We start from the raw sequence: 26,285 nt of genomic DNA on the forward strand, positions 1-26,285 counted from the left end.
GAAACCCGTCCGGCCGCCGCGCCCGAGCGGCGGCCTCCCGATCAGGAGAACGCCATGCTGCCCCGACTCAAGACCGCCGCCCTCGTCATCGCCCTCGCCGCCACGGCCGGGCTTGCCGCCTTCGCGGGCACCCGCGACGACGCGGGCCCGCAGGCGTCGATGCCCGGCACGTCGGCGCCCGACTTCACGGGCATCGACCGCTGGCACAACAGCGCGCCGCTGACGCTCGGCCAGTTGCACGGCAAGGTCGTGCTCGTCGATTTCTGGACGTACTCGTGCATCAACTGCATTCATACGATTCCGTACGTGAAAGACTGGTACCGGAAGTATCGCGACCAGGGGCTCGTCGTGGTCGGCGTGCATACGCCCGAATATCCGTTCGAGCGCGACGCGGGCAACGTCGCCGATGCGATCAAGCGCTTCGGCATCCAGTATCCGGTCGCGCAGGACAACCGCTACGACACGTGGCGCGCGTACGGCAACCAGTACTGGCCCGCGCTGTACCTGATCGATGCGAACGGGAAGGTCGTCTATACGCGTTATGGCGAAGGCGAATACGACAAGACGGAGGCGGCGATCCGCGGTGCGCTCGCGCAGGCGGGAACCGCGGTGGAACGGACGCAGTAGAAGGCAGCTGAGGCCTACGGAAAACGATTCGGCAATTGCAGCACGCTGTTTTGCCCGCAACAGTCGATGGCTGAAACGTTTCATCTCAAATCATCCTATCAATATCGAGATGCGTTATGGCGCCGCACAGCTACGATTACTGCTTTCGGAGAGGGCCAAACAATGAATAGAAGAATTGCAGTTGTTGGCGATCGTCTTTCTAGCGGCGGGACAATTAGCCCATACGGTGGCCCGCAATTCCTCGTGCACGGCCATCAGGCAGCCCTGATTGGGGGAAGTGCATTGTGCACCGCATGCCAAAGCATTGGCACCATCGCAAAAGCAGGCGGCCCGTATCGACTCAAGTTCCGGGGAGAAGTCGCGCTAGACGACGATGTCGTCCTGTGTGGTTGCCCGACTCCACCTCGCATCGTTGCATTGCTTGCCGGTGAAGCGTGGTGCTGTGATGGGCTAAAGAGCCTCGGTGAAGTCGTTTCGAGCCGCACGACAACGGGAGGCGTCGCGTCGATCAGGAAAGGCGCATTTCACCATCAAGTCGCGGCGACGGTGACCCGCGGTGCTATTGCCAGGCCAGAAGGCTATCCGTACTACATCGAGACAACGGACGGACGCGTACATTCCGGCGTGCTCGATGCGAGCGGCGAGCTACCACGCATCCATACCGGCGATGACTCAGGAGAGTTCACCGTCTATTGGGGGGACGAGGCCATTGCCAAGCAACACGGCGGGGTAAGGCATGCCTAATCCCGCCACGAAGGTCCGCACGATCGACACACCGAAATCAAAGAAGCCGGTACAACTCAAAGCGCTATCCTTTCAGGAGCTTTGGAACGCGTACCCGACGAAAGACCCCTACGACGACCCTACCGGCGAGTACGAGAACCAATGCGCCATTCGCATGAGCGTTACGTTTCACAACGTTGGTAGCGATATGAAGTCGTTTTCGCAGAATGTGTTAAAACCGATGCCTGGCAAGAAGACGCTGGGCCGTTTGATTCTGAACGGAAAAGCGACCGCGACCCGCGCTTACGAACTGGCCGAATGGTTGAAGCTTCGTCCATTTCTAGGTGTGGGAAAACCGGAAAACATCACCGGGCCGGAATGGCAAAACAAGGTAAAAGGACGAACCGGTATTATCTATTTTTTCGGGTATTGGCGACAGGAAGGTGACTCCGCCGGCGCATTGAGCGGCGGTCACATCGACTTGTGGAACAAAGATACGCTTACTCCGTCTTTCGCTTCATTCTGGCGATTTCGTGTTGGAGCTAGTACGATGCCGAATTTTCGTTCATGGCTATCAGGAGGAACTGAAAATTGGATTTCAGACCTATCCGAATCAAAAGAGATAATTTTTTGGGAGATTAAATGAAGCGTATGGCTTTCGCTGCTCTAGGCATTGTGTGGGGCTTGCTCGTTGCATGGGCGTGCCTCTATGCTTTTAGCATTCTCCCCAGGCCAGAAGTTCCGCTCTCTCACGTGACCGGATGCGGCGACATGGAACACTGCGCACCTCACTGGAAATTTGTAACGGGTCTACTCGTTACGACTTTGTGGCCATCGGTCATCTTTGCGACACTTAATATTTTTGCTTATCGGCGTTGGTCGCCACGCGAATGGCGCATCAAGTTCGCGGCTACGACGCTGTTCATCGTCTTGGTCCATCTATTTTTTTACGTTTCCCCCTACCTATGGCTTCTCGACCGATGGCTTGTCAAATAGACGAACAGCACCATGCCACTTAAATTATGAAAATGAAGCGTATAGTTTCTATGTGATACTCATATCAGGTCTCGTCGACTAACCGCCTACCCTCGTTACGGATATCAAGTGAAATAGGCTGCGGTAGTGCAATGCGGTTTTCGGTTCGGGTTGCGCGTGACGTAGGCACTCATCTACAAGTTCAGTCGTGTTCACTGGGAATAACACCCAACCATATCGAGAGCGCTTCCCGAGTCATGTGCCGAGATCTATTAACCGACCTCAGCACACGAAATTCGTGTCCCCAAACCGCGCATGCAGCCACCTTGCGGCCGCGGGACTATTCGCCCTTGCGCTCGCTTTCCATCAGCATCGCTTCACCGATCGCGAGATTCCCTTCCGCGACCAGCGCATCTCCGGCACCGCGAATATCCTCGACCGCCTTGTTCTGCCCGAGCTTGCGCTTGCCGACGAACCGCGTGATCTCGATCTGCAGCCCGACGATCGACTGCAGCATCGTGTCGAGGTAGTCCTGCGACGCGTCGCCCATCTTCCACGGCACCGGCTGCGACGCCTCGTGCGTGCGCGTCAGCCGCGCGACCACGCCGCGCACGAATTTCTCGTCGTCGCGCACCGTGATGCGGCCGTGCGCATGCACGACCACGTAATTCCACGTCGGCACCTGCCGGTGCGCCACGTGCTTGCTCGGATACCAGTTCGGCGAGACGTACGCGTCGCCGGCGCGGAAGATCACGAGCACCTCGTCGCCGTTCGCGACGTCCCGCCAGACCGGATTCGCGCGCGCGACGTGCGCATGCAGCTCGCCGAGCCCGCCGCCGTTAACGTCGGGCAGCAGCTCGAACGGAATGTGGTTCGCGTCGAGCCCGTTCTTCCCGTGCGTGATCAGGCTGCCGAACGGGTGCTGCACGATCAGCTCGCGCAGCGCGTCGGGGTTGGGCTCGTTGAAATCGGCGGGGACGTACATGTCGGCTCCACGGTCGTGCGGGGTTGGAAATGGAACAGGCGCGGGCCCGTCATCCGCCGATTGTGATCCCAAACTGGTTTATGCTGTAGAGCCGGTTTGGAACAATTTCAGCAGACCAGAATCATGGCAAGAACGGCCCGGATCGTCGAAATCCCGTCGCTCGGCGCGCTTGATCGTGCGGCCGGCGACCTGAGCCGCCAGCTCGCACAGGCGCTGCGCGAAGCCGTGCGCCGCGGCGACGTCCGTCCCGGCGACACGCTGCCGTCCACGCGGCTGCTGGCGGCGGCGCTGCAGGTCGCGCGCGGCACCGTCGTCGATGCATATGCGCAGCTCATCGCCGAAGGCTTCCTCGAATCGCGCGGCGGCGCGGGCACGCGGATCGCGAACGCGCTCGCCGAACCGCCGCCCGTCAACGCCCCTGAAACGCCTGCCCCGCGCGGCAGCCCGGTGCCCGCCGGGCTGCCCGAACCGGCCGCCACCTTCGCGCGGATCGCCCGCGAATTCCTTCCGTTGCCGGCCATGCCGTTCGCGATCTCGGTGCCGGTCGGCCTCACCGCGCCCGACGACATCTGGCGCCGGCTCGGCAACCGCCTGCGCGCGCGCGGCGCCGGCGCACCGTCCGGCTATGCCGATCCGCAAGGCGCGCTGCCGCTGCGCGAGGCGATCGCCGACTACGTGCGCCGGTCGCGCTCGGTGCGCTGCCATGCCGGCCAGGTCGTGATCACGAGCGGCACGCAGCAGGGGCTGCATCTCGCGAGCCAGGTGCTGCTCGGCGCGAACGATCAGGCGTGGGTCGAGAATCCGGCCTATCGCGGCATCACCGCGCTGCTCGAAAGCACCGGGCGGCGAGACGCGATGGTGCGTGTGCCGGTCGATGCCGACGGCATCGACGTCGACGCCGGCATCCGCCTCGCGCCGCATGCGCGTGCCGCGTTCGTCACGCCGTCGCACCAGTACCCGCTCGGCATGCCGCTCAGCATGGCGCGACGCAACGCGCTGCTCACGTGGGCGCGCACGCATCGCGCGTGGGTGGTCGAGGACGATTACGACAGCGAGCTGCGCTACGAGGGCTATCCGTTCCCGTCGCTGCAAGGTCTCGACCCCGACCGCGTGATCTATCTCGGCACCTTCAGCAAGATCCTGTTTCCGTCGCTGCGGCTCGGCTACATGATCGTGCCCGACGATCTCGTGCCCGCGTTCTGCGGCGCCCGCGTGCTGATGGATCGCCATGCGCCGACCGCCGACCAGCATGTGCTGGCCGCGTTCATCGCGGAAGGTCATCTCGACCGCCACATTCGCCGCGTGCGCGGCGTGTATGCGGAGCAGCGCGCATTGCTGATCGACACGCTCGGCGCGCGGCTGCCGCGCGAACGCGCGTGGGTGCAGCCGGGCGACCAGGGGATGCACGTCGTGCTGTGGCTTGCCGAAGGGATCGACGATCTCGACGTGGTCGCGCGCGCGGCGCAGGCCGGCGTCGCGGTGCGCGCGGTGTCGCCGATGTTCGCGCCGGGCACGGCGCGCCCGGGGCTCGTGCTCGGCTTCGGCGGGTTCGGGCGCGCGCAGATGGAGGCGGCCGCGCAGCGGCTCGCGGACGTGGTTTCGTCGGAAGAATCGCGGCCGCATACGCGGTAAAAGGTTGTCCGCGGGCAACAAACGTAATCGTCTGTAAATCCTGCAAGCAAACAGCCGTTTCGGCCACCGGCACACGTGCGCCGTTTGCTAGGATCGCGCCTCTTCCGTCCACGCTCCTGCCGCCGTGAATCGCTTCGTGCCGTATCTTCGAAACGCGTGGGCCCGCTGCCGCGCCCGCGTCGCGCCGCTCGCCGCCGCCTGCCGCACGCGCGCCCGCGCACTGTGTGCCGGCGCGCTGCGTCGCCTGCGTCATCCGACGCGGCGCGGCGTGGCGCTGACGCTCGCCGCGATTCCCGTACTGGGCCTGCTGGTCCTGCTCGCGTTCGTGCCGTTCACGCCGAGCATCGGCGACATCCGCAAGGCGCGCATCGACCGCCCCGCACGCGTGCTGTCGGCCGACGGCCAGCTGATCGCCGAGTTCCGGCCAGTCAACCGCGAATGGGTGCCGCTCAAGCAGATCTCGCCGCACATGGTCGACGCGCTGATCGCGACCGAGGATCACCGCTTCTACGCGCACCACGGCATCGACTGGCGCCGCACGATCGCGGCCGGGCTGCATACGTTCTCGGGCGACCGCCAGGGCGGCTCGACGATCACGCAGCAGCTCGCGCGCAACCTGTACCCGGACGAAGTCGGCCGTTCGCTGACGCTCACGCGCAAGGTGAAGGAGCTGATCACCGCGTTCAAGATCGAATCGGTGTACAGCAAGGACGAGATCCTCGAAACCTACCTGAATACCGTGCCGTTCCTGTACAACGCGTACGGCGTCGAGATGGCCGCGCGCACCTACTTCGGCAAATCGGCGGACCAGCTCGACACCGTCGAAAGCGCGACGCTCGTCGGGATGCTGAAGGGCAACAGCTACTACAACCCGGTGCTGAATCCGGAACGCGCGGTACAGCGACGCAACATCGTGCTCGGCCGGATGGCGCAGATGGGCATGCTGTCGCCGCAACAGCTCGCGCAATTGCAGCGCCGGCCGCTGCGCGTCGACTTCGAGCCGCAGACGGCGCAACCCGGCCTTGCCCCGCACTTCGCAGTGCAACTGCGCAAGTGGCTGATCGCGTGGGCCGACCGCAACAACTACGATCTGTACTCGGACGGCCTCGTCGTGCGCACGACGCTCGACGCGCGGCTGCAGGACATCGCGACGCAGGCGCTGACGCAGCAGACCGACCGGCTGCAGGCGATTGCCGACAGCACGTGGCTCGGCCCGTCCGGTTGCGGGCTGCGCAACGACCTGTTCCGCGGCTTCATCCGCCAGACGCCCGACTATCGCCAGGCCCGCGACGCGGGGCTCGCCGATGTGGCGGCGCTGAAGCAGCTCGGCGCGGATCGTGCGTTCATGCGCGCGCTGTGCGAGCGCAAGACGCAGGTGCAGGCCGGCTTCGTCGCGATCGATCCGCGCAACGGCGCGATCAGGGCGTGGGTCGGCAGTCCTGATTTCGGCAGCGAGCCGTTCGATCACGTCGCGCAGGCGCGGCGCCAGCCGGGCTCGACGTTCAAGCCGTTCGTCTATGGCGCCGCGTTCGCGGACGGCATGCGGCCCGCCGATACGTTCATCGACCGCCCCGTCGCGATTCCCATCGACGGCCGCGCCGTCTGGCGCCCCACCGATGCGGAGCCGCCGACGGGCGAACCGATGACGCTGCGCGACGCGCTCGCGCTGTCGCGCAACCGCATCACCGCGCAGGTGATGCAGCACGAGGGCGCCGCGAAGGTCGCGCAGCTCGCGCGCGCGATGGGCGTGCGCGACAGCCCGCTCGACGCGGTGCCATCGCTCGCGCTCGGCACGAGCCCCGTCACGCTGAAGGAGATGGTATCCGCGTACGGCACGATCGCGAACCGCGGCGTGTACGTCGCACCGCAGATGATCACGCGCATCGAGGATCGCGACGGCAAGGTGCTCGCCGCGTTCGCCAGCGCGCCGCCCGAACGCGCGCTGCCGGCGCCTGCCGCGCAGACGCTCGTCGACGTGATGCGCGATGTCGTCGATTACGGCACCGGCGCCGACATCCGCTCGCGCTACGGGATCCGCGTCGACGTCGCCGGCAAGACGGGCACGACGCAGGACAACGCGGACGGCTGGTTCATCCTGATGCATCCGCAACTGGTGGCCGGCGCATGGGTCGGCTTCGACGACGGCAGCGTGACGCTGCGCAGCGACTACTGGGGTGCGGGCGCGCACAGCGCGCTGCCGATCGTCGGCGGTTTCTACGATGCGGCGCTGCGTTCGCGCGCGATCGATCCGCGCGCGCAGTTCTCGCCCGACTTCCGGCCGCGCAGCGCGCCGGCGCCAGCGCCGCGGCGCCACCCGCATCCCGGCCTGTTCGACTGGTTGAGGTTCTTCCGCTAAGCGTGCCGCCCGCGTGCGCGGCGGCCGCGCGTGTTACCGAAGCGTCGTCGCCACTGCTCAACGCGGCGCGACGACGACCCGCCCCGTCACATCGACGAGACCGACCTTCCCGTCGCGTTGCGCCAGAAACGCGTCGCGCTCCGGCGACCAGTCGAGCGACGTCCATTCCGGCCACGCGCGCCACTGCCCATCGCGACCGAGCAGACCCCAGTGCTCGCCCTCGCATACGGCCACGGCCTCGCCCCGCACGAACTCCTGCGCGTCGTCGAAGCGCGGCGCGATGATCCACGCGCCGTTCGTGTCGACGAAGCCCCAGCGGCCGCCCACGCTCGCGGACGCCAGCCCGTCGACGAATTCGCCGAAATCGTCGAGCGACGGTTCGAGCACCCACGTGCCGTCCGCGCGCACGAGCCCGAAGCGCTCGCCGACGCGCACGCAGGCAATGTCGTCCGTGAAATCCCACACCGCGTCGAACGCCGGTTCGCGCACGATCCGCGCGCCGGCATCGTCGGCGAGCAGCAAGCCGACCCGCCCGTCGCGCGCAACCCAGAACAACCGGTCATCGCGTGCGCCGCTGGCCCACAGGTTCGCCCACTCGGGCGGCACGATTACGTCCCACGCGTCGTCGTGTTCACGCCGAACGCCCCACAGGCCGTTGCGCCCGCGAAAGCTGAACGTGTCGAAGCCGAGCCAGTTGCCGTGCCTCTCGCCGGCATCGAACATCGCGGCAAACGTCACGCCGCGCGGCGGGTCCTGGCGAGCGAAGTAGTGATGCGACATGCTGCCGAAACCGAAACCCCACGCCCAGTCGCGCCAGTCGGCCGGCGTGTCGATTTCGAGCGCATCCCGCACGCCGCGCACGTCGCGGAAGTCCATGCAGTTCGCGACACGCCACCACAGGCGCGTGCAGGTCTCGCGCTCCTGGTCGATGTAGGCGTCAGGATCGCTGTCGTCAAGCCACGACAGCTCGTCGAGATTCGCGGAAAACCGCGGCGCGCCGTGCGCATCGCCGAGCGCGTCGATCGACTCGCCGAGATGGCGCACGAGCGCATCGAACTGGCGCGCGAGCGCCGGATCGTCGCCGGGCAATGGATGCGCGATGACGAACGACGCGAGCCGGCCGATGCGCGCCTGCGCCACGTGCGCGTCGCTGGCGAGATTCGGCGTGCCCGCGTCGCCGAACACACGCTGATCGGCAATCGCGTCGCCCGCGCCGCCGTCGGCGAGCAGCACGCGCCACAGGAGCGGGAAGTGATTCTTGGTCTCCGCGAACTCGATCGTCCGCGCGTCGTCTCCGTCGCCGGCCTGGAGATAGAGCCATGCTCGATTGCCCATCGGAAGGATCGCCCTTGTCGTTGTCGTGCCGTGCTGTATCGCGTCAGCGCGCGGCTGACGCCTGCAGCAGCCGCAGGATCTCCGGATCCCCGCCGGCATTCGCCAGCACCTTCGCGGACGGCTTCACGCCGGCGCCGAGCAGACGTCGCACGCCCTCGACATGATGTTCGGTCACTTCGACGTCGAGCAGCGCGTCGTCATGCAGCACATCCGGGTTCGCGTCCTTCGCGAGCAGCGCGAATACCGATGCCGACACGGGCGGATTCAACGCGTCCCGCAACGCAACGTCGGCAACCCGGTACGGGTTGTTGTCATTGATTTGCCAGCGCAGCACCCCACGCGCCTGCAGCTTGCCGAGCACCGCGAGCGCATCCGGTTCCGGCAGTTTCACGACTTCGGCCACGAGGTCGCTCGCCTGCTCTTCACGGCCATCGCGCAGCGTGTCGGGCGGCGGCAGGTTCGGCACCAGTGCATCCAGCACGAGCGCCTGCCGGCGTGCACGATCGGGCGACACCTCCTTGCCCGCGTCCGGCCGGTTTTGCCGCAGCAACTGGCCGGCCACACGCCAGCGATCGTCGCCACCGTGCGCGTCGCGCGGCACCTGGTGCGCGCGCAGCAACACGGCAAGCCAGCGCCACATCGCATCGACTTCCTTGTCGTCGTTCGACGTCAGGCCGTCGCTCACGATCTCGTCGAGCGCCTGGCCGCACACGAACGCGCGCTGCCGCAGCGGATCGAGATCGGCGAAGTACTTATGCACGGGTTCCGGCAACGCGTCGAAGTCGGTCTGACTCATGTCGGGCGGAAGGTGGCCGGGGCACGGGCCCGCGTCGGCGATCTCCCGGCCGGGCACCGCCTTCACGGGCGCGGGCGGCGAATCGCCGCTGCGCGCAACCGGATACAGTTCGATGCCGTCGACCTGGAAACCTTGCATCGCCAGCATCACGACACCGGTCGTCGAATGCTTCGTCGCGAAGTTGCTGCCCGTGATCGACGTGACCTGATACGGTGCGCCGATCGGCAGCTTGATCAGTTCTCCGCCCGGCACCTCGAGCACGCAAGCGCCCGCCGGCGGCTTGTCCGGGCCGTCGGTATCGAGTTCGGCCTCGCGCGTCGGTTCCGTTTCGACGCTCCACTGGCCGGCCTCGCGCACCCGCAGCACGGTGTCGTTGCCCACTTTCTCGACCCGCAGCGTCGCGGGCTTGCCGGCCGCCGGCGCGTAATCGCCAAGCAGTGCATCGCATGCAGTGCCGGCCCGCGCGGACAACGACGCGAACAACAGCAGACAGAACAAAGGTGTACGCACGGCGGAGCCTCTCGATTCGAATTGTTTTCTGGATGTCCGGCGCGATAGCGCACGGCGGCGGCGACACGACCGATCGCCACCGGACGCCAATATAGCGAACGTGGGCGGCGCGTGCCAGCGGGCACGGCGCATAGGGCGTACAGGGAAACGGAAAGATAGTGAAATCGCGGCGTGCAGAACTAGTCCACCCGGACGAAGCCGGCCCGCCACGCGCCGCGCACCATCGTCGTCATCGCCCAACGATGACGGAACCCGCATGACCCACAGCGCAGTCGACATCGCGAACCTGCTGTACCGCTACGCGGAGCGGCTCGACGCCGGCGACCTGCCGGGCGTCGCCGCGCTGTTCCGGCACGCGCGCATCAGGACGCAGGAAGGCGCGCCGACGATCGGCGCGGATGAACTGCTCGCGCTGTTCGACGCGAGCGTGAAGCGCTACCCGTGCGGCACGCCGCGCACGAAGCATGTGGTCACCAATCCGATCATCGAGATCGATGAAGCTGCGCATCGCGCGACGGCACGTTCGTACTACACGGTGCTGCAAGCCGTCGACGGGCTCGCGCTGCAGCCGATCGCCGCGGGCCGCTATCACGACGCGTTCGACCGCGTCGACGGCGTGTGGCGCTTTACGTTCCGCGACTACACGCTGTTCGATTTCGCGGGCGACCTGCGCTATCACCTGAACGTTCCGGCGCTCGTCTGACGACGAAACCGCGTTCAGCCCGCGGCGAGCGTGCCGGCCAGCACATCGAACTCCGGCGCCCACGCGGCGCGCCACGCGGCCTTCGTCGCGTCGTCCACCCACGCGCCGTCGATCCCGTTCAGCATGAACTGCTTCAGCTCGGCGACCGTGAAGCCGAAGTGGCTGAACATCAACTCCCACGCCTCGCTCGGATTGACCTTGTGCAGCGTCGGATCGTCGGTGTTCGGATGAATCTTCAGTCCGAGGCCCGGCATCTTGCGCATCGGGTGCAGCTCGGCCCATTGCTCCGGCGGCAGCGTGCGCAGATAGTACGAATTCGTCGGCACGACGGTGAAGACGATCCCGCGTTCCGCATAGCGTGCACACAGCTCGGGGTTGTCGACGATCGTATAACCGTGATCGACGCGATCGACCTGCAGCAGGTCGACGGCCGTCTCGACGTTGCGCCACGGCATCCCGAACTCGCCCGCATGCGCGGTCGTGCGGAAGCCGGCCGCGCGCGCATCGCGGTAAGCCTTCCAGAACAGCTCCGGCGGCCGGTCGTTCTCGCGATAGTCGATCCCGAGCCCCGCGACTTCGTCCGCGCGATGCGCCTTCATCCATTCAACGATCGCGACTGCCTCGTCGGGATCCTGTTCGCGGTCGATGCTCGGGATCAGGCGCGCGCCGATCCCGAAGTCGCGCGCGGCGTCGCGGATCGCCGTCACGATCGCGGCCTGCGCATCCGCATACGCGATGCCCGATACGCGCACCGTGCCGGTCGGATTCCAGAAGAACTCCGCATGCCGGACGTTGTGCGCGGCCGCGTCCTCCAGATACTCGTATGCGATCCTCCGCAGGTCGTCGGGCTGCGTGAGCAGATACTTGTCGAGCGCGCGCAGCACGTGCAGCACGCCGACCGGCTTCTCGCCGCGTGCATAGAACGCGTCGATTTCCGCGCGCTCGATCGGCGCGCCGCTGCGCTCCGCGAGCGCGACGAACGTGTCGTGCCGCACCGCGCCGAGCAGGTGGCAATGCAGCTCGACCTTCGGCAGCGCGTGGAAGAAGGCCCGGTGGGCCGGCGTGATGTCGATGCCCGTGCGCGCGGCCGGGACGTTGCCTGGTGTTCCCTTCATGTCTGTCTCTTTGGGTAGTGCAGTTGCGTCGCGAAAGCCGTCTCTCAGTGCGGCTTCACGACGGTCCAGAAGTAATAGCCGAGCGGAATCGCGAGCACGACGAGCCCCCACGACACGTCGCGCCAGCGGCCGGCCAGCAGCTTGACGAGCACGTAGCACAGCAACCCGCCGGCAATGCCGGTGCCGAAGCTGTTCGACATCAGCGTGAGCAGCACCATCGACATCACGGGCAGCGCATCGGTGAAATCGTCGAAATGCGTATGGCGGATCGTCGCGAACATCGACAGCCCGATCAGGATCAGTGCCGGCGCGGTGGCCTCCTTCGGGATCGCGAGCGCGACCGGCACGAACAGCAGCATCGCGGCGAACAGCACGGCCGCGGCCAGCGACGACAGCCCGCTGCGGCCGCCGGCCTCGACGCCCGCCGCCGATTCGATCAGCGCGGTCAGCGCGGGAATGCCGAGCACGGGCCCGAGCGTCGCGGCCAGCGAATCGACGAGGAACGGCCGGTTGATGTTCGGCAGGTTCCCCTGCTCGTCGAGCAGGTTCGCCTTCGCGCCGACCGCCAGTGCCGTGCCGAGCGTCGAGAAGAATTCCGCCGCGAAGAACGCGAACAGGTACGGCGCGGCCGCCAGGCTCAACGCGCTGCGCAGGTCGAGCTTGAACGCGATCGGCGCGATGCTGTGCGGCAGCGACACGAACGACGCGGGCAGGTGCGTGACGCCGAGCGGCACGCCGGCCGCGGCCGCGACGAGAATCGCGATCAGGATCGCGCCGGGCACCTTGCGCGCCTGCAGCACGATCGCGACCGCCAGGCCGATCAGCGCGACGAGCGCGCCCGGCCGCGAGAAGTCGCCGAGCGCGAACGCGTTGGTCTTCGCGTTCGCGACGACCATCCCCGCATTCCGCAGCCCGAGCATCGTGACGAACAGCCCGATCGACGCACCAAGCCCGAGCTTGATCTGCACCGGAATCAGCCGCACCACGACGCCGCGCGCACCGAGAATCGTCAGCAGGAAGAACAGCACGCCCGACACGCACGCGATGCCGAGGCCCGTCTGCCAGCCGACGTGTTCCGTCGTCGCGAGCGTCACGCCGATGATCACCGAACCGCCGATGCCGGGGCCGACGAGGAACGGCAGGTTCGCATAGAGCCCCATCAGCGTCGTGAACAGCACGAACACGATGATCGTCGCGGTCGTCGCCGCGCCGCGCTCCATGCCGCCCGTCGCGAGCAGCGACGGGATCACGACGAGCAGGTACGCGGCCGCGAGAAACGACGTGACGCCCGCGATCGTCTCGGTGCGCACGCTCGTGCCGCGCGCGGCGAGCGCGAAGCGGCGTTCGAGCCAGTTGGCCGGCGGTTGCGCCGGCATCGTGTCAGTCGCTGACATGGTGGTTCTCCTGTGATTCCGAATATTGTCCTGTGTCGGTTCGCGCAGCGCGGTCTTATACTGCCGCGTACCGCTTCCCGACCGTTATTGCCCGATGTCGTCAGACCGCTCGTCGCTGCTGCCCGCGCTCACGCTGCGGCAGGTCCAGCACTTCGTCGTGCTCGCGCATGCACGCAGCTTCACGCAGGCCGCGCAGGCGCTGTCGCTCACGCAGCCCGCGCTCACCGCGTCGATCCGCCAGATCGAGTTCCTGCTCGGCGGGCGCCTGTTCGCGCGTTCCGCGCACCGGCTCACGCTGACGACCGCCGGCGAAGCCGTGCTGCCGCTCGCCGAACGGCTGCTCAACCAGGCGCGCGGCACCTTCGACGACATGACGCGGCTCATCGGCGAACGCATCCAGACCGTGCGGATCGCGTTCATCCCATCGGTCGCGGGCCGCCTCTTGCCCGCGCTCAACGCGCTGCGCGGCGCACACCCGACACTGCGCTTCACGCTTACCGACCTGCCGAACAGCGCGCTCGTCGAAGCCGTGCGCGACAGCGTCGCGGACCTCGGCATCGGCGTGCGCGAACCGGACAGCGACGACGGCACGCTGCGCTATCGGCAGCTCTTCGAGGACGAGATCGTGATCGTCGTGCGGCACGACGATCCGCTCGCCCGCGCGAAGAGCGTCACGTGGGCGAAGCTCGTCGATCGCGAACTGGCCGTGTTCGTGCGCGGCAGCGTCAGCGATTCGCTGCATCGCACCGGCGGCGCCGAGAAGCTGCGCCTGAACGTCACGTACCGGATGGAATACACCGAGCCGCTCTACGCGCTCGCACGCAACGGCCTCGCGACCGCCGTGTTGCCGAGCCTCTACACGATGCATCTGCACGATCCCGAACTCGTCGCGCTGCGCGTCGACAAACCGCGCGTCACGCGCGCAATCTCGCTGATTTCCCTCGCGGGCGACGATCGCGGCCCGCACGTGCGCGCGTGCCGCGAGTGGATCGCGAAGCACATCTGATTGTGTTCATCGTTCGCCGCGTGACTGTCCGTGCTCAGGGCAGCTTCGCGATGCGCTCGACGAGCGTCGCGTAGAAGCGGTCCGCGTCGACCTCGTTGATCCACGTCGCATTCGCCGCGCGGCCGCTGCGGCCGTTCCAGTCGACGATCGTCTCGCCGAGCGTCCACTGCCCGCTCGTCTCGACCACCACGTTCACCTTGCGTCCGCCGAACATCGTCGGATCGACGAGATAACCGACTGCGGTCGGGTCGTACATCGGCCCGTCGTCGACGCCGCGCCGCTTCTTGTTGTACGCGAGCTCGGCCGTCATGATGTCCGCGACGATCGCGCCGCAGCGGTTGCCGAGCGCGCGGAACGGCGCGACGCGCGCCGGCGTGATCGGCGCCTTCACCGCGACGTCGCGCGGCAGCACGACGATCGGCACGCCGCTGCCGAACACCACGTCGGCCGCCTGCGGATCGACGTAGATGTTGAACTCGGCGGCCGGCGTGATGTTGCCGCGCTCGAAGAACGCGCCGCCCATCAGCACGATCTCGCGCAGCGCGCCGCGAATCTGCGGCGCTTCGACCAGCGCCGTCGCGATGTTCGTCAGCGGGCCGAGCGCGCACAGCGTTACGCTGTTCGGTGCGGCACGGCTCAGCGTATCGACGAGGTACGACACCGCGTGACCGGTCGCGAGCGGCGCGCTCGGCTCGTGCAGTTCGACGCCTTCGAGCCCGGTCTTGCCGTGCACGTTCGCAGCCGTCACAAGTTCGCGCGCGAGCGGGCGCGGGCAGCCCGCATAGACCGGCAGCGTTTTCGTGCGGCCGGCCCAGTCGCGGATGATCCGCGCATTGCGTTCGGTCAGGTCGAGCGGCACGTTGCCCGCGACGGCGGTCAGCGCGCGAACGTCGAGCCGGTCCTGCGCGCCGAGCGCGAACAGGATCGCGATGGCGTCGTCCTGCCCCGGGTCGGTATCGATGATCACCGTGCGGCGCGCGGTGTCGCCGCCGGCCGCGAACGCGCCCGTTTCGGGCAGCAGTGCAGTGCCGGCCAGCGCGGCGGACAGTTTCAGGAAGGTGCGGCGGGATGCGATCGGGTGGGTCATGGTCGGGTTCAGAAAACGTGCCGGACGCCGAGCGTCGCCATCATCTGGCGCGTGCTGGTCGAGCGCGCGTACGCGAAGATCTGCGCATGGTCCGCGTCGCCGGCCGCCTGCTGCGCGATCACCGTCAGCGCGACGTCGGTGCGTTTCGACAGGAAGTAATCGGCCTGCAGGTTCACCTGGTGCCATTTCGGACGCTTGTCGATCACGTCGTACTTGCCGTTCGTGAACGCATACGCGGCGCCGAGAAAGAGTTGCGGCGTCATCGTGTAGACGACGTTTACGCCGAGGTTCTGCAGGTGCAGGTGCGAATTGTCGAGGTAATCGTAGCGTACGTCGGTAAACATCGCCGCGAACTGCGCGCGGCCGATCGTGTAGAAGCCGCCGGTGCCCGCGATCCGCTGCCGGCTCGCGTACGCCGCCGGCGACATCGCGCTCTTGCTGAAGATCAGCAGCGGCGACGCATAGTCGTTCGCGATCGCGCCGTCCTGGTTCGTGCCGCTGTACGGATGGTTGTACTGCGCATAGACCGCGCTCCAGCGCAGCGGGCCTTGCTCGTAGCCGAGCCCGAAGCTGTAGGCGCTGTTGTTCGCGAAGCCCGTCGCGTTGCTGAAGCCGTACAGCGCGGTGAACTTCAGGCCGTAATAGACGGGACTCACGTACTTCACCGAGTTCTGCACGCGGATGTCGTTGTAGCCGTTGTCGTTGTCGCCGATGTTCACGCCGTTGCTCGCGATGATCACGGGCCCGATGTAGTCGTGAATCGCGTCGTACTGGCGGCCGAACGTCAGCGAACCGTAGGTGCGGTCGGCCAGGCCGACGTAGGCCATGCGCCCGAATTCGCGGCCGTTCTGCGCGGCCGTGCCCGTCATCACGTTGAAGCCGTTCTCGAGCTGGAAGATCGCGGACAGCCCATGCCCGAGATCCTCCTTGCCCTTCAGCCCCCAGCGCGGGTTCTGGTTCGTGCCGGACAACGCCTGCCAGGCGTTCTTGCCGCCCTGGTTGGTCGCGAACCCGACGCCGGCCGAGATGAGCCCGTACAGCGTGATGCTGCTTTGCGCAAAGGCATGGGTCGTGAAGGCGCCGAGCATCGCGAGCGGGGCGAGCTTGTAGAGAGTTTTCATGCGGGTCGTGTGATCGGTGGTGGTCCAGGCGCGGCAGGGTTCCGCGAAACTGGACTCGACTATACGAACCCGGCTCGGATAATAAAAGTTTGCTTTTCTTATGTATCAATAAAACGGATTTATTCTCATCCTTGCGCCTCCCGCCCCCGGCGGACCGGCCGTCAGTCCGCCGTATCGCCGCCCTTCGGCAGCTTCGACCACGCCTTGCGTCCCGGCATCGGCGACCAGGCCGGGCGGGTCTTGCGTGCACTGTCGATCACGACCAGGTAGCGGCCCGCGATCGGCGTGATGTCGCGATCGCGACGCAGCACCCACAGCGACTTGCCGGCCTCGACGCGCGCCTGGTAGTCGTCGTCGAGCAGCCCGTGCCGGTCGAAGAACGTGTTCAGCGACGCGGGAATCCGCACGCATCCCTTCGAGTGCCGGATGCCGAGCAGCGATTCGAGGCGGTCGGGGTCGGTCGCATGCATCTGGAAGCGCATCGGCGACACGCCGCCCTTGCCCCAGCCGCGCTCACCGTCCTCCCAGCCGAAGTCGTAGATGCGCATGTCGCGGCGGCCGTAGCCACGAATGCCGTTCTCGTTCGTCGTGCCTTCCGCACGGAAATCCATGTTGTCGGGCGAGTGATGGAACACGCCGAGCGGCGTCAGGAAATGGTCGTACTTGCCCGGCAGCCCGGTGCCGACCGGCGATGCGCCGATCATCAGCCACGCATTGGCCGGCGTCGCGCGGAAGTAGATGAAAAGCGCCTGCACGTTCAACGAGCGGTCGACCATCGCGACGTATTCGCCGGCCAGGTCGCCGAGGTCCGCGTCGGCGAGCGCTTTCTGGAGCCGTGCGCCGTACGCGCGCTGCTCGCTCATGGGCACGTTCAGGCGCCGTGTGACTTCCTGCGTGAAGCGCTTGCGCATGTCGATCGCACGTGCCGTCGCGTTTTTCGCTTCCTCGGCTGACAGCGGTGGATGCCGGCGCGGTGGAGTTGGCGCGGGTGCCTCGGCCTCGCTGGCCGGTACGGCGGACGCGGCCGACGCAGGCTCTGCGGCGGATGCGGCGGAAGCCGCCGACGCAGGCGCTGCGGTGGACGCGGCAGAAGCCACCGACGCGCCCGATGCCGCGCTGGCAGGCTCCGCATGATGTGCATGCGATGCCGCGGGCGCGGGCTGCGCGGCGGATGCGCCCGACGATGCATGCGCGGGCGACGCCGGATGCACACGGGAAGCCGCATGCGCGGACGGCGCGACTGATGAGGATGACGTAGCAGCGGACGACGGTACGTCGGACGCGGCAAGCACAGGCCGCCCGGCAAGAACGGAAATCGGCAGCGCAACGGCGAGCCAAACATACATGGCGACTGCGCGGGTAAGACAACGCGGCTTCGCAAATCGCCGCGTCGGATTGGAAAGCAACATATGTTCGAAGCCATCGGCCGATCCGGCCGTCGCATGTTTCTGTTGCGAACGGCGCATCTTCCGCGCGAGCCATCGACACGTCCGGCGCATCGCGTGCGCCCGGCGCCGACGCCTCTTCGCGGCGGAGCCGTTCGCTGATGCAACGCGTGCGGTCCAATGGCGGCTAATGAGTCGTCAGGCCTTTCATTTTACGCGTCCGAGCAATAATCCGCAGCGGTGAAAGCCGCGGCTTTCCGGTGGATTTTCGCTTCGTCACGCTTTGTTTCAACTCGTTGCCGCTCGTTTTGTCGTTGCGTGGCAATCTTGTTTGTTGGGCATTGCTGACGTGTGTCGGGATGCGAGCCGTGGACTTGTATTTTTCATGACGAAGCGATGTCTTCACCACGTCGATTCGCATTCCAAATCATTTTCGATGCGGCTTTTTCGGTGCAATCGCATCGCACGCGTGCCGCACGAACCATGCGACACGCGTGTACAGCCATCGACTACCTGGAGATGGTTTCGAGCGCGATGCCCTTCGTGCGCGGCCCCATGAGCCCGATCGCGGCCATCACGATCGCCATCGCGCCCGCGATGAACGCGAACACGCCGAAGGTGCCGAAGCCCTTCAGCACGGCCGCGATCGCGAACGACGAGAAGATCGCCGAGAAGCGGCTCCACGAATAGACGAAGCCGACGGCCCGTGCGCGGATCGACGTCGGGAACAACTCGGCCTGATACGCGTGGAAGCTGTACGACATGATGTTGCTCGCGAGCGTGAGGCCGATGCCGAGCACGATCAGGAATGCGCCCACCGTCGTCTGGCTGAACAACAGCCCGCAGACGACGATCGCCGCCGCCATCGCGACGATCACCGACTTGCGCTCGAAACGGTCGGCAATCAAGAGGCCGATCAGCGGGCCGATCGGCGCCGCGAGCGCGATCACGCTCGAATACATCAGACTCGACGTGATCGTGATGCCCTGCTTGATCAGCAGCGTCGGCACCCAATTCGCGAAGCCGTAGAAGCCGACCGTCTGGAACACGTTGAAGATCGTCATCATGATCGTGCGACTGCGATACGGCGGCACCCACATATCGCGGAAGCTACCCCGCGGCGGCACGGGCTCGGCCGGTGCGGGCGGCGGCAGCGGCCGCCCGTATTCGGCTTCGACCTTCGCCTCGAGCGCACGCATGATGCGGTCGGCTTCGTCGACCCGGCCCTGCTGCGCGAGCCAGCGCGGGCTTTCCGGCAGTTCGCGGCGAATCCACCAGACGAAGAGCGCACCGTGCGCGCCGATCAGCACGACCCAGCGCCAGCCGTCGAGACCGAACGGCGCGTGCGGCACGAGCAGGTAAGCCAGGAACGCGACCACCGGCACCGCGACGAACCCGACCGCCTGCTCGCACGCGAATGCGCGGCCGCGGATCTGCTTCGGCACGAGTTCGGAGATGTACGTACCGATCGTCACCATCTCGACACCGAGGCCGAGACCGACGACGAAGCGCCAGAAGTTCAGCCCGGCCGCGGTGTCCTGGAACGCCATCATGACGTTGGCGGCCGTGTACCACAGCAGCGACCACGTGAAGATCGCGCGACGGCCGAAGCGGTCGGCGAGAAAGCCGCATGCAATCGTGCCGATAAAGAGCCCAGAGAACAGCGCGGCGATGAAGCTCGCGACGCCCGTGGTGCCGAACAGGCCGTGCGTCGTCGCCGACAGGATGCCGCTTTTCACGAGGCCGGGCGCGACGTAGCCGCTGTAGAGCAGGTCATAGAGTTCGAAGAAGAAGCCGAGGCTTAGCAGGATGACGAGCTTCCAGACGGTGCGGGTGGGTGGCAGACGGTCGAGGCGGGCCGAGATGGAGCCGGGATCGATCGCCGCAGGGCGGGAGGCGCCCGCTGCGGCGAGCGGGTCGGGCTGGGTGGATGCCATGGCGGCGAGTCTCCGGATTCTTGATTGTCTTGGCGCTACCAGCGGGGAGTTGGCGAGCGGCTTCGCGCATTTTAGCGAGGCGTGGGCCTGAGCACATCAGTCGGTTGATGCGCTGTGGTACGGCAGAATGCGCAGCAGTGGCTGCGATCGAGTTGGCTCCGCTACGGCTGGCAAACAGCGCAAAACGTCAAACAGGCTTCACCGCTGGCCAATCGACGCTCTCCGCATCCAGAAACTCGACTCCCTTGATGCCACGCCTGAGAGCCTCGTCGCGAAAGTCCTTGGAGCAGATCAGCCGGCAGGCGAGGCGGGCTCTCCTGCCAACTGATTAGGAACAAGCACACGGGATCACGTCGCAACTCCTTGGGGCGATGATTAGTGAATGAAAAGCAAAGGCTCGCTATCATCAGTCAAGAAGCCCAGAAAATTATCCGGAGATGCCGAAGCCCAGTTAACCTCATTCACACTTCTGAACTCCATACCAGCAACAACCCCTCTCTTCACCGCTTCCCCAACAAACCTCTCCGAACAAAAAATAGGATCTTGCCCAGCCGTTATATTTTTAATTTTGAAAAAATCCTTCGACAATCCACTTTTGAAGCAAATATTTTCAATAGAGAAAATTCCACCATACTCGTTAGGCACAAGCACGGAACCCCTCCCCACGACATCACCCTTATCTTCGTACAAGTTATCGCCGAAAATTATAATATGGTATTTCTTCTCGGAAACACCCAACCCTTTTGAATTAACAACGTTTAAAGACTGAGTCTCCCTAATGGGGACAGAAAAATCCTTTAACAACCCCAAAAATCCCTGACTCACCACATGGAATGTCGGTCCAGCACCGCTAGCTCTAACGTCATACGCAATCAATTTATCTCGCGAAATCAAGAACATTTCACCCGGAAAAATATTCTCCCGCTCATCGAATGGGTTGTACCAAGGCTTCAATCCATACTCGAGTCCATCGATATCTTTGACAAATTTATCGCAACAAATACCCTGCATGGATCCCACCGGACATCCGCGCTCCTTTTTCTCCAGCAAGACGTAATATTTCATCAAAACCCTCAAAATAGTCGAACAAAACTATTTCCCGGTGTTATCCATGGCATTCGGCCACGACTCTTCAGCCCATATCTCAAGTGCCTTATTCCTTACGAGTTCATGAGCATCTGGCCTGTCACCTGAGTGTGTTCCCCCGGTGAGTCCGCCATATGTTCCCGATTGCCCGGCAGTTGCCAGTCCAAGTGGATCGACTCACGCTACCGGGTTAGGCGTATATTGATAGACGTTGATGCCACCCGTCGGCTTGCTGATCAACGACTCCGCGTGGTGAGGGCTAGAGGTCACCTCTCCCCAAGCGTCAAGCCTTTGAGATTCACCAACAGATCGGTCAGCGAATTGGCCGATTTCTCCAAAAATTTTGGATTCATTACTCCCATTCCTACTTCAAATATCTCTCCAGCGGCATTGATCAGAATTGCTTGACCACCGCTATCATCCCCAATCATGAAATACCCTGGAAGGTACTTCTGAACTTCATACTCGGCATTTCGCTCGGGCAAAATTTCTATCTCGTGCAGAGCCAAGCAGCCAGTCGAATTGAGTCCATTAGTGATTAGAAGAAAGTCAACGTATTCTTTAGGAAAATACAGTCCGGCCTTCGCCTCCGAAATATGAATCTGGCTAGGGGTCGCTGGAATTCTCAGTTCGAAGTGTTGGCTAAGGTCCGCTTTATTTAGCATTAAAAGCTCCCAAACAGTCGAAGTACTTATAATTTTGCCGCATCGCTCGTCTCACGACGCCCTCTGGTACACCTGCTACTCTCATCTGCCGAGCGGCCTCATTTAACTCTGTCCGTACATCCGTATCGTAGCCGTATTGATTTCGAAATGCCCGCTGCATACCAGAGATTTGGGCGTGGACGGAGCCCGAATTGCTCGGCAGCAAAACCGCCGGCGCAGCTCGCGAACTATAGGTTCCGTTAGGGAAAACCTGCTGCTTTGCCCATTCCTGCTGAATCGGATGATGCGACTGCACTAGCCCGTCGGCAACCGTATTCGTGTTACCCGGCGCCCGATTCGCTTGGGGGCTAAGGTTGCCGTGTTGATCCGCATCATTCACGCGGTAGCCGCCCGGCCGGCGACATGCCAAGCCAAGCGGGTCAATCCAGCTTATCGGGTTGGGCGCGTACTGATACACATTGATCCCTCCCGCCAACCCGATCGGATCGTTGCTAACGAATCGCCCACTATTCGGATCGTAGTACCGATACCGGTTATACCTCAGCCCCGTCTCGGCATCCTCCTGCTGTCCCTGAAACCGAATCGGATTCCTGGGTGCGATTCCCGCCGCCTGCGACAACCGCGCAATCACCTCCCGCGCTTCGCCCCAGGCTCGATACGACGCCTCCCATACGACCTCCCCGACCTCGTCCGTCATCAGCAACGGCGTACCGATCTGGTCACAGTGGTAGTAGAACAAATGCGCGTCGGACTGCTTTTCCGGCACACGCTGAAGCGGATCCTTCTCGGGTACGTACGGTTCGCCTTCCCGCCACACTGGTGTCTGAACGCCGGCAACCGACTGATCCGTCACATATTGAGCTAGCGGAACGAAGGACTCCGGCTCGTACACGTACTGCGTCGTACCGCTATCGGTGCTTTCATAGGCAAGTCGATCGCCATCCCAGCCAAACACCGTCCGCACACCATCGACGTCCTTGCCAATCCGGCGCCCGAAAGGATCATAAAAATACCGCGCCTCATGCTGCCGTGCGGATTCCTCGACACGCGCCGCGCTCAACCGGTTGAATCCGTCCCACTCGTATTGCTGTCGACCCGTCGGCGAGCGCTTCCCGACCAGATTCCCGCGTGCGTCGTAATCAAAGTGCGTGCCCGCATATTCCTTCAACAGGTTCCCGAGCACTTTCGACACTTCCGGCGGCAACGTGCTGTTCACGCTGTCCGGCACCACGGGACTTGCCTTCACCAGCCCCGAAGTGCGTGCGTGCTTGGGACTGCCTTGATCAATGATGTTGCTCGCCGGGTCAAACGCGAAATGCTCCGCACCGAGGGGGCCAATCGCCGCAATGAGTCGACCGATAGGGTCATAACGGTAGCTGACCAGCCCTTTGCGGCTGTCTTCGATATCTACGAGTTGTCCCGCAGCATCGTATCGATATCGACGCTCGGCGAGCGCCGCCGGCGCATTCGATCGCCGAACGGCCTGTCGTGCAACCCGGCCGGCCGAGTCATATTGCGTCTGCTGCGCCACCTTGCTCGACAGCATCCGCCCCGTTTCACGGTGCAGATCGTCGCGTTCGAACTGAATGCGCTCCTCGCCATCGAGCACAAGCCCGTGCACGTGACCGGAACCGTAGGTCAACCAGTCCAGTACATGACCATCGGGTCGAACGGTCTTGATCCGCGTGCCGATTTCATCGTACTCGTGATGCCAAAGGTAGCTGCGCGACTCGCCGAACAATCGATACGCATGATGTTCGCGAACCAGGTTTCCAACCGGATCGAAGAACGTCTGCATCCGACTGTGATTGTTCCGGGCTTCAATGAGCCGACCGCTCGCATCGTATGCAAATCGCTCCTCGCTGACACCCGATTTCCGACGCGCGATCCGGCCCGCCTGATCGAATTCGAGTTCGGTGACCTGCCCGGCCTCGTCGATCGTCACGGGCTGCAGCGAACCTTCGGCATATCCGTATGTCGTTCGCTTACCGTCGAAACCGATCTCTTCCAGCAACCGTCCCGCTGGATCGTAGTGAAACTGATAGGTCGCCCGGTTCGCATCGGTCAATGCAGTCAGGCGACCGAGGCGGTCGTAGCGATATGCGAGCGTGTATCCGAGAGCATCGGCCCGGCTTGCGACACGCCCGGCCACGTCGTATGAATAGCGCGTAACGCGTTCCAGCGGATCGGTATGGGATAGCAGACGACCTTCCGCATCATGCGTGAGTCGAATGATGCCCGCTGCAGACGAGATCTCATTCATCGCCCCATTCTTGCCATACTGGTAAGCCGTGGCATTACCCGCAGCATCGACCGACTGTACGAGTCTCCCGTCGAGATCGTAGCGCCACTTCGTCGCCTTGCCCGAACAGTCGGTGTACTGAAGCAATTGCCCGGCTTCGTCGTAGACGAGCGACTTCGTGCCGCCCTTGGCGTCGACCATCTTGATCGGCATGCCGCTGGCGTTGTATGCGTACTTCGTCTCATGCCCGAGCGGGTCTTTCTGCACCACCAGATTACCTGCGTCGTCGTACGAACGCTCCCAGACGTACCCCTCGGGATCCTTGAGCCGAACGAGTTGATCGCGCTCGTCGTAACCTGCCTCGACAACCGCCCCACCGACGCGAAAATGCTTCGTCATGTTCCCGCGCGCGTCGTACTCCATCTCCTCGATGCCGCCGTCTCGATGAACATGCATCACCAGGTTGTTGTCCTGGTCGCGCCGCATCCACTCCTCGGTTCCATCCGGATATGCAACCCGGTACATGTAGCCGCGGATGTTGTAGTAGTAGCGCGTAACGTTGCCGAGCGCATCCGTCACATAGGTCAACCGGATATTCGGATGCCACATCAGGCGAATGTCATGACTGCCGTCATCGGCATATTCGCGCACGCACCGCGCATTGGTGTTGTCGTCGCGCTCCGCCCCTTCCCACTCGAGGTTCATGCCGCGGCCGGTGCGATCCGTGTAGCGGGTAATCAAATGGCGCTGATACGCATACTGGCGCGCATTACCGTAGCGATCGGTTGCCCGAACGAGATCACCGTTTTCGTCGTATTGGTATTGAGCGAGTGTAGTGCGCGTGTTCGCGTTGATGATCTGCTCGATCATCGCGATACGTCCACGGGCATCGTGACGAAACGCCAGCGTATGGCCGGCCGAACTGACCAGTCGGGTCAGGCGATTCGCGTCATCGTAATCGAGCGCGATCGTATTTCCCGCGCGGTCCTTCTGCAGCGCAAGCCGGAACGATTCGCCATGCTTCTCGTAGATGTGAAGCAGATCATGCCCGTACGCAACAGTCACCCACGTGTCGTCGAGCCGGCTCAGCGTCAGGCCTTCCACGCGGTCGTCGTGAACGGCACCTGCCGCGAGCGCCGGATAGTCGATATTGCGGCCGGTGGCATCGCTGAAGATCCACTGGCCGCCCCGAACATCGATACGCGTCATGTACGGCGACAGCCAGCGCGCGCCCAGTTCGCCGGCGTCGAATCCGGCCAGCCGGGACCGGTAGACCCGCATCCACACGACAGGCATGGCACCCGGCAATTCAAAATCGGTATGGGAAAACGTCTCGTCACCGAACGAATAGCTGATCGACCCACCCGATGCCCCAAGTCCGCACTCGTCGCAATGGTCGACACCAGCGCCCTTCGCTTTCGCCTCCTTCTTTGTCGCTGCGAGCGGCACCTGCGGCCGCCGGGCCTCGACTTCGGTCGTGCCTTGCGATTTGACCGATCCGGCCCGCATCGCTTCGCGCTTGTGCCGCAGCGCATTGATCAGCTTCAGCAGCAGCCACATCAGCTTGCCTTCGTCGCTGCCCTTCAGTTCGTTGATCTTGCCGACCACCACCGGAGCCAGCGTGCGCAACGACGCGGCCAACTGGCGAATCGGTGCGACGTACTGCTCGGGGACGAGCCCCGCCATCGTGCTGCCCGCGGAGTTGACATTGCTCTTGCCGAGCGCCACCCCCGACTCGGACAGATATCCCCAGGCCCCCGTCACTAGATCCGCGCTGAACCATCCGCTTTTCTTCATCTGCTGCCGGTATTCGGCAGCCTTCCGTTTGTTCTCTGCCGGATCGAACAGCTTGCCGGCCACCACTGCATCGATACCGTCGGCCAGACCAGTGAAGATCTCCTGCGCCTTCGCCGCACAGTTGTCGATCAGTTCGTTGACCACGCCCTGCAGCTTCGTCAGGAAATCCTCGATCTCGGTCGAGCACGAAGCCTGTATGTGCGTGACGACGATCGACACGATCGCGGCCCCGATGTCGCGCTTGTGAATCAGGAGTTCGTTGCGAATCAGCGCCAGCAGCGGCCGTGCCGTGAGGCGCATCGGCGCCAGGACGGGCGGAAACGGAATCACGCCGATCAGGTTGATCGCCAGTCCGAGATAGTCGAGCAGTTCGCCGCCGCGCTTGCGGATGATCGAGACGATGTCGGTGAGGGCATCGGCCAGCGCCATGAGGTTGTTGAGGATCGGAATCATGCTGGCCACCGTCGCCAGCCGATCGACGTTCACGTAGCCATTCGTCACGCTGATAAGCCACGCGTTGAAGCCTTCGCCGGACGCGACGACGTCGTCCGGATGGACATCGGTCAGCCACGGTGTGGCCTGTTCGTGCTCCGCGCCAGGAGGAAGTTTTTGATCAGCCATGCTCTCAGGATTCTTCTCGTTATACGTTTTTCGGCGCGCGGCGGCCGTTCCCCTCTTCTCGTGTCTCGGACGGCCGGCCAGCGACTCGCGGCATTGTACCGATGATTAGACGACGGGAAAATGAAAGGTCCCCATCCGCCCGCGCATGCAGCAAGGGCTCGGACCCCATTCCAAAAATGGCTCGCTC

Annotated in this window: 20 protein-coding genes; 7 read left to right on the forward strand and 13 right to left on the reverse strand. The window is 64.3% G+C overall.

The features are described 5' to 3' along the window. Window positions 1–54 precede the first annotated feature (54 nt). The 3 genes from VL15_RS15990 to VL15_RS40180 all read left to right on the forward strand — a co-directional run bounded on the left by VL15_RS15990 (window position 55) and on the right by VL15_RS40180 (window position 1,996). Complete coding sequence (locus tag VL15_RS15990) at window positions 55–627, forward strand: thioredoxin family protein (protein WP_048246658.1); 573 nt, start codon at window positions 55–57, stop codon at window positions 625–627. A gap of 162 nt (window positions 628–789) precedes the next feature. Then, window positions 790–1,371: a PAAR domain-containing protein gene (locus tag VL15_RS40175; RefSeq protein ID WP_080970852.1), complete on the forward strand. Its 582-nt coding sequence runs from the start codon at window positions 790–792 to the stop codon at window positions 1,369–1,371. Further along, entirely contained in the window at window positions 1,364–1,996 is a 633-nt protein-coding gene (locus tag VL15_RS40180) for a type VI secretion system amidase effector protein Tae4 (RefSeq protein WP_080970853.1), read from the forward strand. Before VL15_RS40175 ends, VL15_RS40180 begins: the two co-directional genes overlap by 8 nt. A gap of 669 nt (window positions 1,997–2,665) precedes the next feature. On the opposite strand, the gene VL15_RS15995 is transcribed toward VL15_RS40180, so the two are convergent. Further along, window positions 2,666–3,310: an FMN-binding negative transcriptional regulator gene (locus tag VL15_RS15995; RefSeq protein ID WP_048246660.1), complete on the reverse strand. Its 645-nt coding sequence runs from the start codon at window positions 3,308–3,310 to the stop codon at window positions 2,666–2,668. Between the two features lie 123 nt (window positions 3,311–3,433). Between VL15_RS15995 and VL15_RS16000 the strand changes: the two genes are divergently transcribed. Both VL15_RS16000 and VL15_RS16005 read left to right on the forward strand, forming a co-directional pair. Further along, window positions 3,434–4,942, forward strand: coding sequence for a PLP-dependent aminotransferase family protein (locus tag VL15_RS16000; protein WP_048246662.1), 1,509 nt, complete (start codon window positions 3,434–3,436; stop codon window positions 4,940–4,942). 124 nt (window positions 4,943–5,066) lie between these two features. Then, window positions 5,067–7,298: a penicillin-binding protein 1A gene (locus VL15_RS16005; protein WP_048246665.1), complete on the forward strand. Its 2,232-nt coding sequence runs from the start codon at window positions 5,067–5,069 to the stop codon at window positions 7,296–7,298. Between the two features lie 57 nt (window positions 7,299–7,355). Here the strand turns inward: VL15_RS16005 and VL15_RS16010 are convergent, their stop codons facing one another. Both VL15_RS16010 and VL15_RS43190 read right to left on the reverse strand, forming a co-directional pair. After that, window positions 7,356–8,633: a WG repeat-containing protein gene (locus VL15_RS16010; RefSeq protein ID WP_230684472.1), complete on the reverse strand. Its 1,278-nt coding sequence runs from the start codon at window positions 8,631–8,633 to the stop codon at window positions 7,356–7,358. A gap of 43 nt (window positions 8,634–8,676) precedes the next feature. Further along, window positions 8,677–9,939, reverse strand: coding sequence for a hypothetical protein (locus VL15_RS43190; protein ID WP_230684473.1), 1,263 nt, complete (start codon window positions 9,937–9,939; stop codon window positions 8,677–8,679). Window positions 9,940–10,195: 256 nt separating this feature from the next. Here VL15_RS43190 and VL15_RS16020 point away from each other — a divergent pair, with 256 nt between their 5' ends. Next, window positions 10,196–10,642 carry a nuclear transport factor 2 family protein gene (locus VL15_RS16020; RefSeq protein ID WP_048246666.1) on the forward strand — a complete coding sequence of 149 codons (447 nt, stop codon included), beginning with the start codon at window positions 10,196–10,198 and terminating at the stop codon, window positions 10,640–10,642. Window positions 10,643–10,656: 14 nt separating this feature from the next. Here VL15_RS16020 and add read toward each other — a convergent pair whose 3' ends face one another. Both add and VL15_RS16030 read right to left on the reverse strand, forming a co-directional pair. Continuing rightward, entirely contained in the window at window positions 10,657–11,757 is a 1,101-nt protein-coding gene (add, locus tag VL15_RS16025) for an adenosine deaminase (protein WP_048246668.1), read from the reverse strand. Between the two features lie 44 nt (window positions 11,758–11,801). Beyond that, complete coding sequence (locus VL15_RS16030) at window positions 11,802–13,151, reverse strand: NCS2 family permease (protein ID WP_048246670.1); 1,350 nt, start codon at window positions 13,149–13,151, stop codon at window positions 11,802–11,804. Window positions 13,152–13,245: 94 nt separating this feature from the next. Here VL15_RS16030 and VL15_RS16035 point away from each other — a divergent pair, with 94 nt between their 5' ends. Continuing rightward, window positions 13,246–14,157, forward strand: coding sequence for a LysR family transcriptional regulator (locus VL15_RS16035; protein WP_048246672.1), 912 nt, complete (start codon window positions 13,246–13,248; stop codon window positions 14,155–14,157). A 34-nt stretch (window positions 14,158–14,191) separates the two neighbouring features. Here the strand turns inward: VL15_RS16035 and VL15_RS16040 are convergent, their stop codons facing one another. The 8 genes from VL15_RS16040 to VL15_RS16060 all read right to left on the reverse strand — a co-directional run bounded on the left by VL15_RS16040 (window position 14,192) and on the right by VL15_RS16060 (window position 26,098). After that, window positions 14,192–15,244: a nucleoside hydrolase gene (locus VL15_RS16040; protein ID WP_048246674.1), complete on the reverse strand. Its 1,053-nt coding sequence runs from the start codon at window positions 15,242–15,244 to the stop codon at window positions 14,192–14,194. Window positions 15,245–15,252: 8 nt separating this feature from the next. Beyond that, on the reverse strand, window positions 15,253–16,365 hold the full coding sequence (locus VL15_RS16045; RefSeq protein ID WP_048246675.1) for a porin: 1,113 nt from the start codon (window positions 16,363–16,365) through the stop codon (window positions 15,253–15,255). Between the two features lie 161 nt (window positions 16,366–16,526). Beyond that, window positions 16,527–17,864, reverse strand: a complete 1,338-nt coding sequence (locus VL15_RS16050) for a hypothetical protein (RefSeq protein ID WP_048246677.1) — start codon at window positions 17,862–17,864, stop codon at window positions 16,527–16,529. 73 nt (window positions 17,865–17,937) lie between these two features. Then, on the reverse strand, window positions 17,938–18,171 hold the full coding sequence (locus VL15_RS42025) for a hypothetical protein (RefSeq protein WP_155420237.1): 234 nt from the start codon (window positions 18,169–18,171) through the stop codon (window positions 17,938–17,940). An 88-nt stretch (window positions 18,172–18,259) separates the two neighbouring features. After that, window positions 18,260–19,687 (reverse strand): MFS transporter, encoded by a 1,428-nt coding sequence (locus tag VL15_RS16055; protein ID WP_048246679.1) that lies wholly within the window; start codon window positions 19,685–19,687, stop codon window positions 18,260–18,262. Between the two features lie 375 nt (window positions 19,688–20,062). Then, complete coding sequence (locus VL15_RS42030; protein WP_155420238.1) at window positions 20,063–20,752, reverse strand: Imm43 family immunity protein; 690 nt, start codon at window positions 20,750–20,752, stop codon at window positions 20,063–20,065. A gap of 287 nt (window positions 20,753–21,039) precedes the next feature. After that, window positions 21,040–21,438: an SMI1/KNR4 family protein gene (locus tag VL15_RS40190; RefSeq protein ID WP_080970855.1), complete on the reverse strand. Its 399-nt coding sequence runs from the start codon at window positions 21,436–21,438 to the stop codon at window positions 21,040–21,042. Then, window positions 21,428–26,098, reverse strand: a complete 4,671-nt coding sequence (locus VL15_RS16060) for an RHS repeat-associated core domain-containing protein (protein WP_080970856.1) — start codon at window positions 26,096–26,098, stop codon at window positions 21,428–21,430. The genes VL15_RS40190 and VL15_RS16060 overlap by 11 nt, the downstream gene beginning before the upstream one ends. Window positions 26,099–26,285 lie beyond the last annotated feature (187 nt).

Origin of the sequence: Burkholderia cepacia, from assembly GCF_001039005.1 — a bacterium.
Classification (GTDB): domain Bacteria; phylum Pseudomonadota; class Gammaproteobacteria; order Burkholderiales; family Burkholderiaceae; genus Burkholderia; species Burkholderia theae.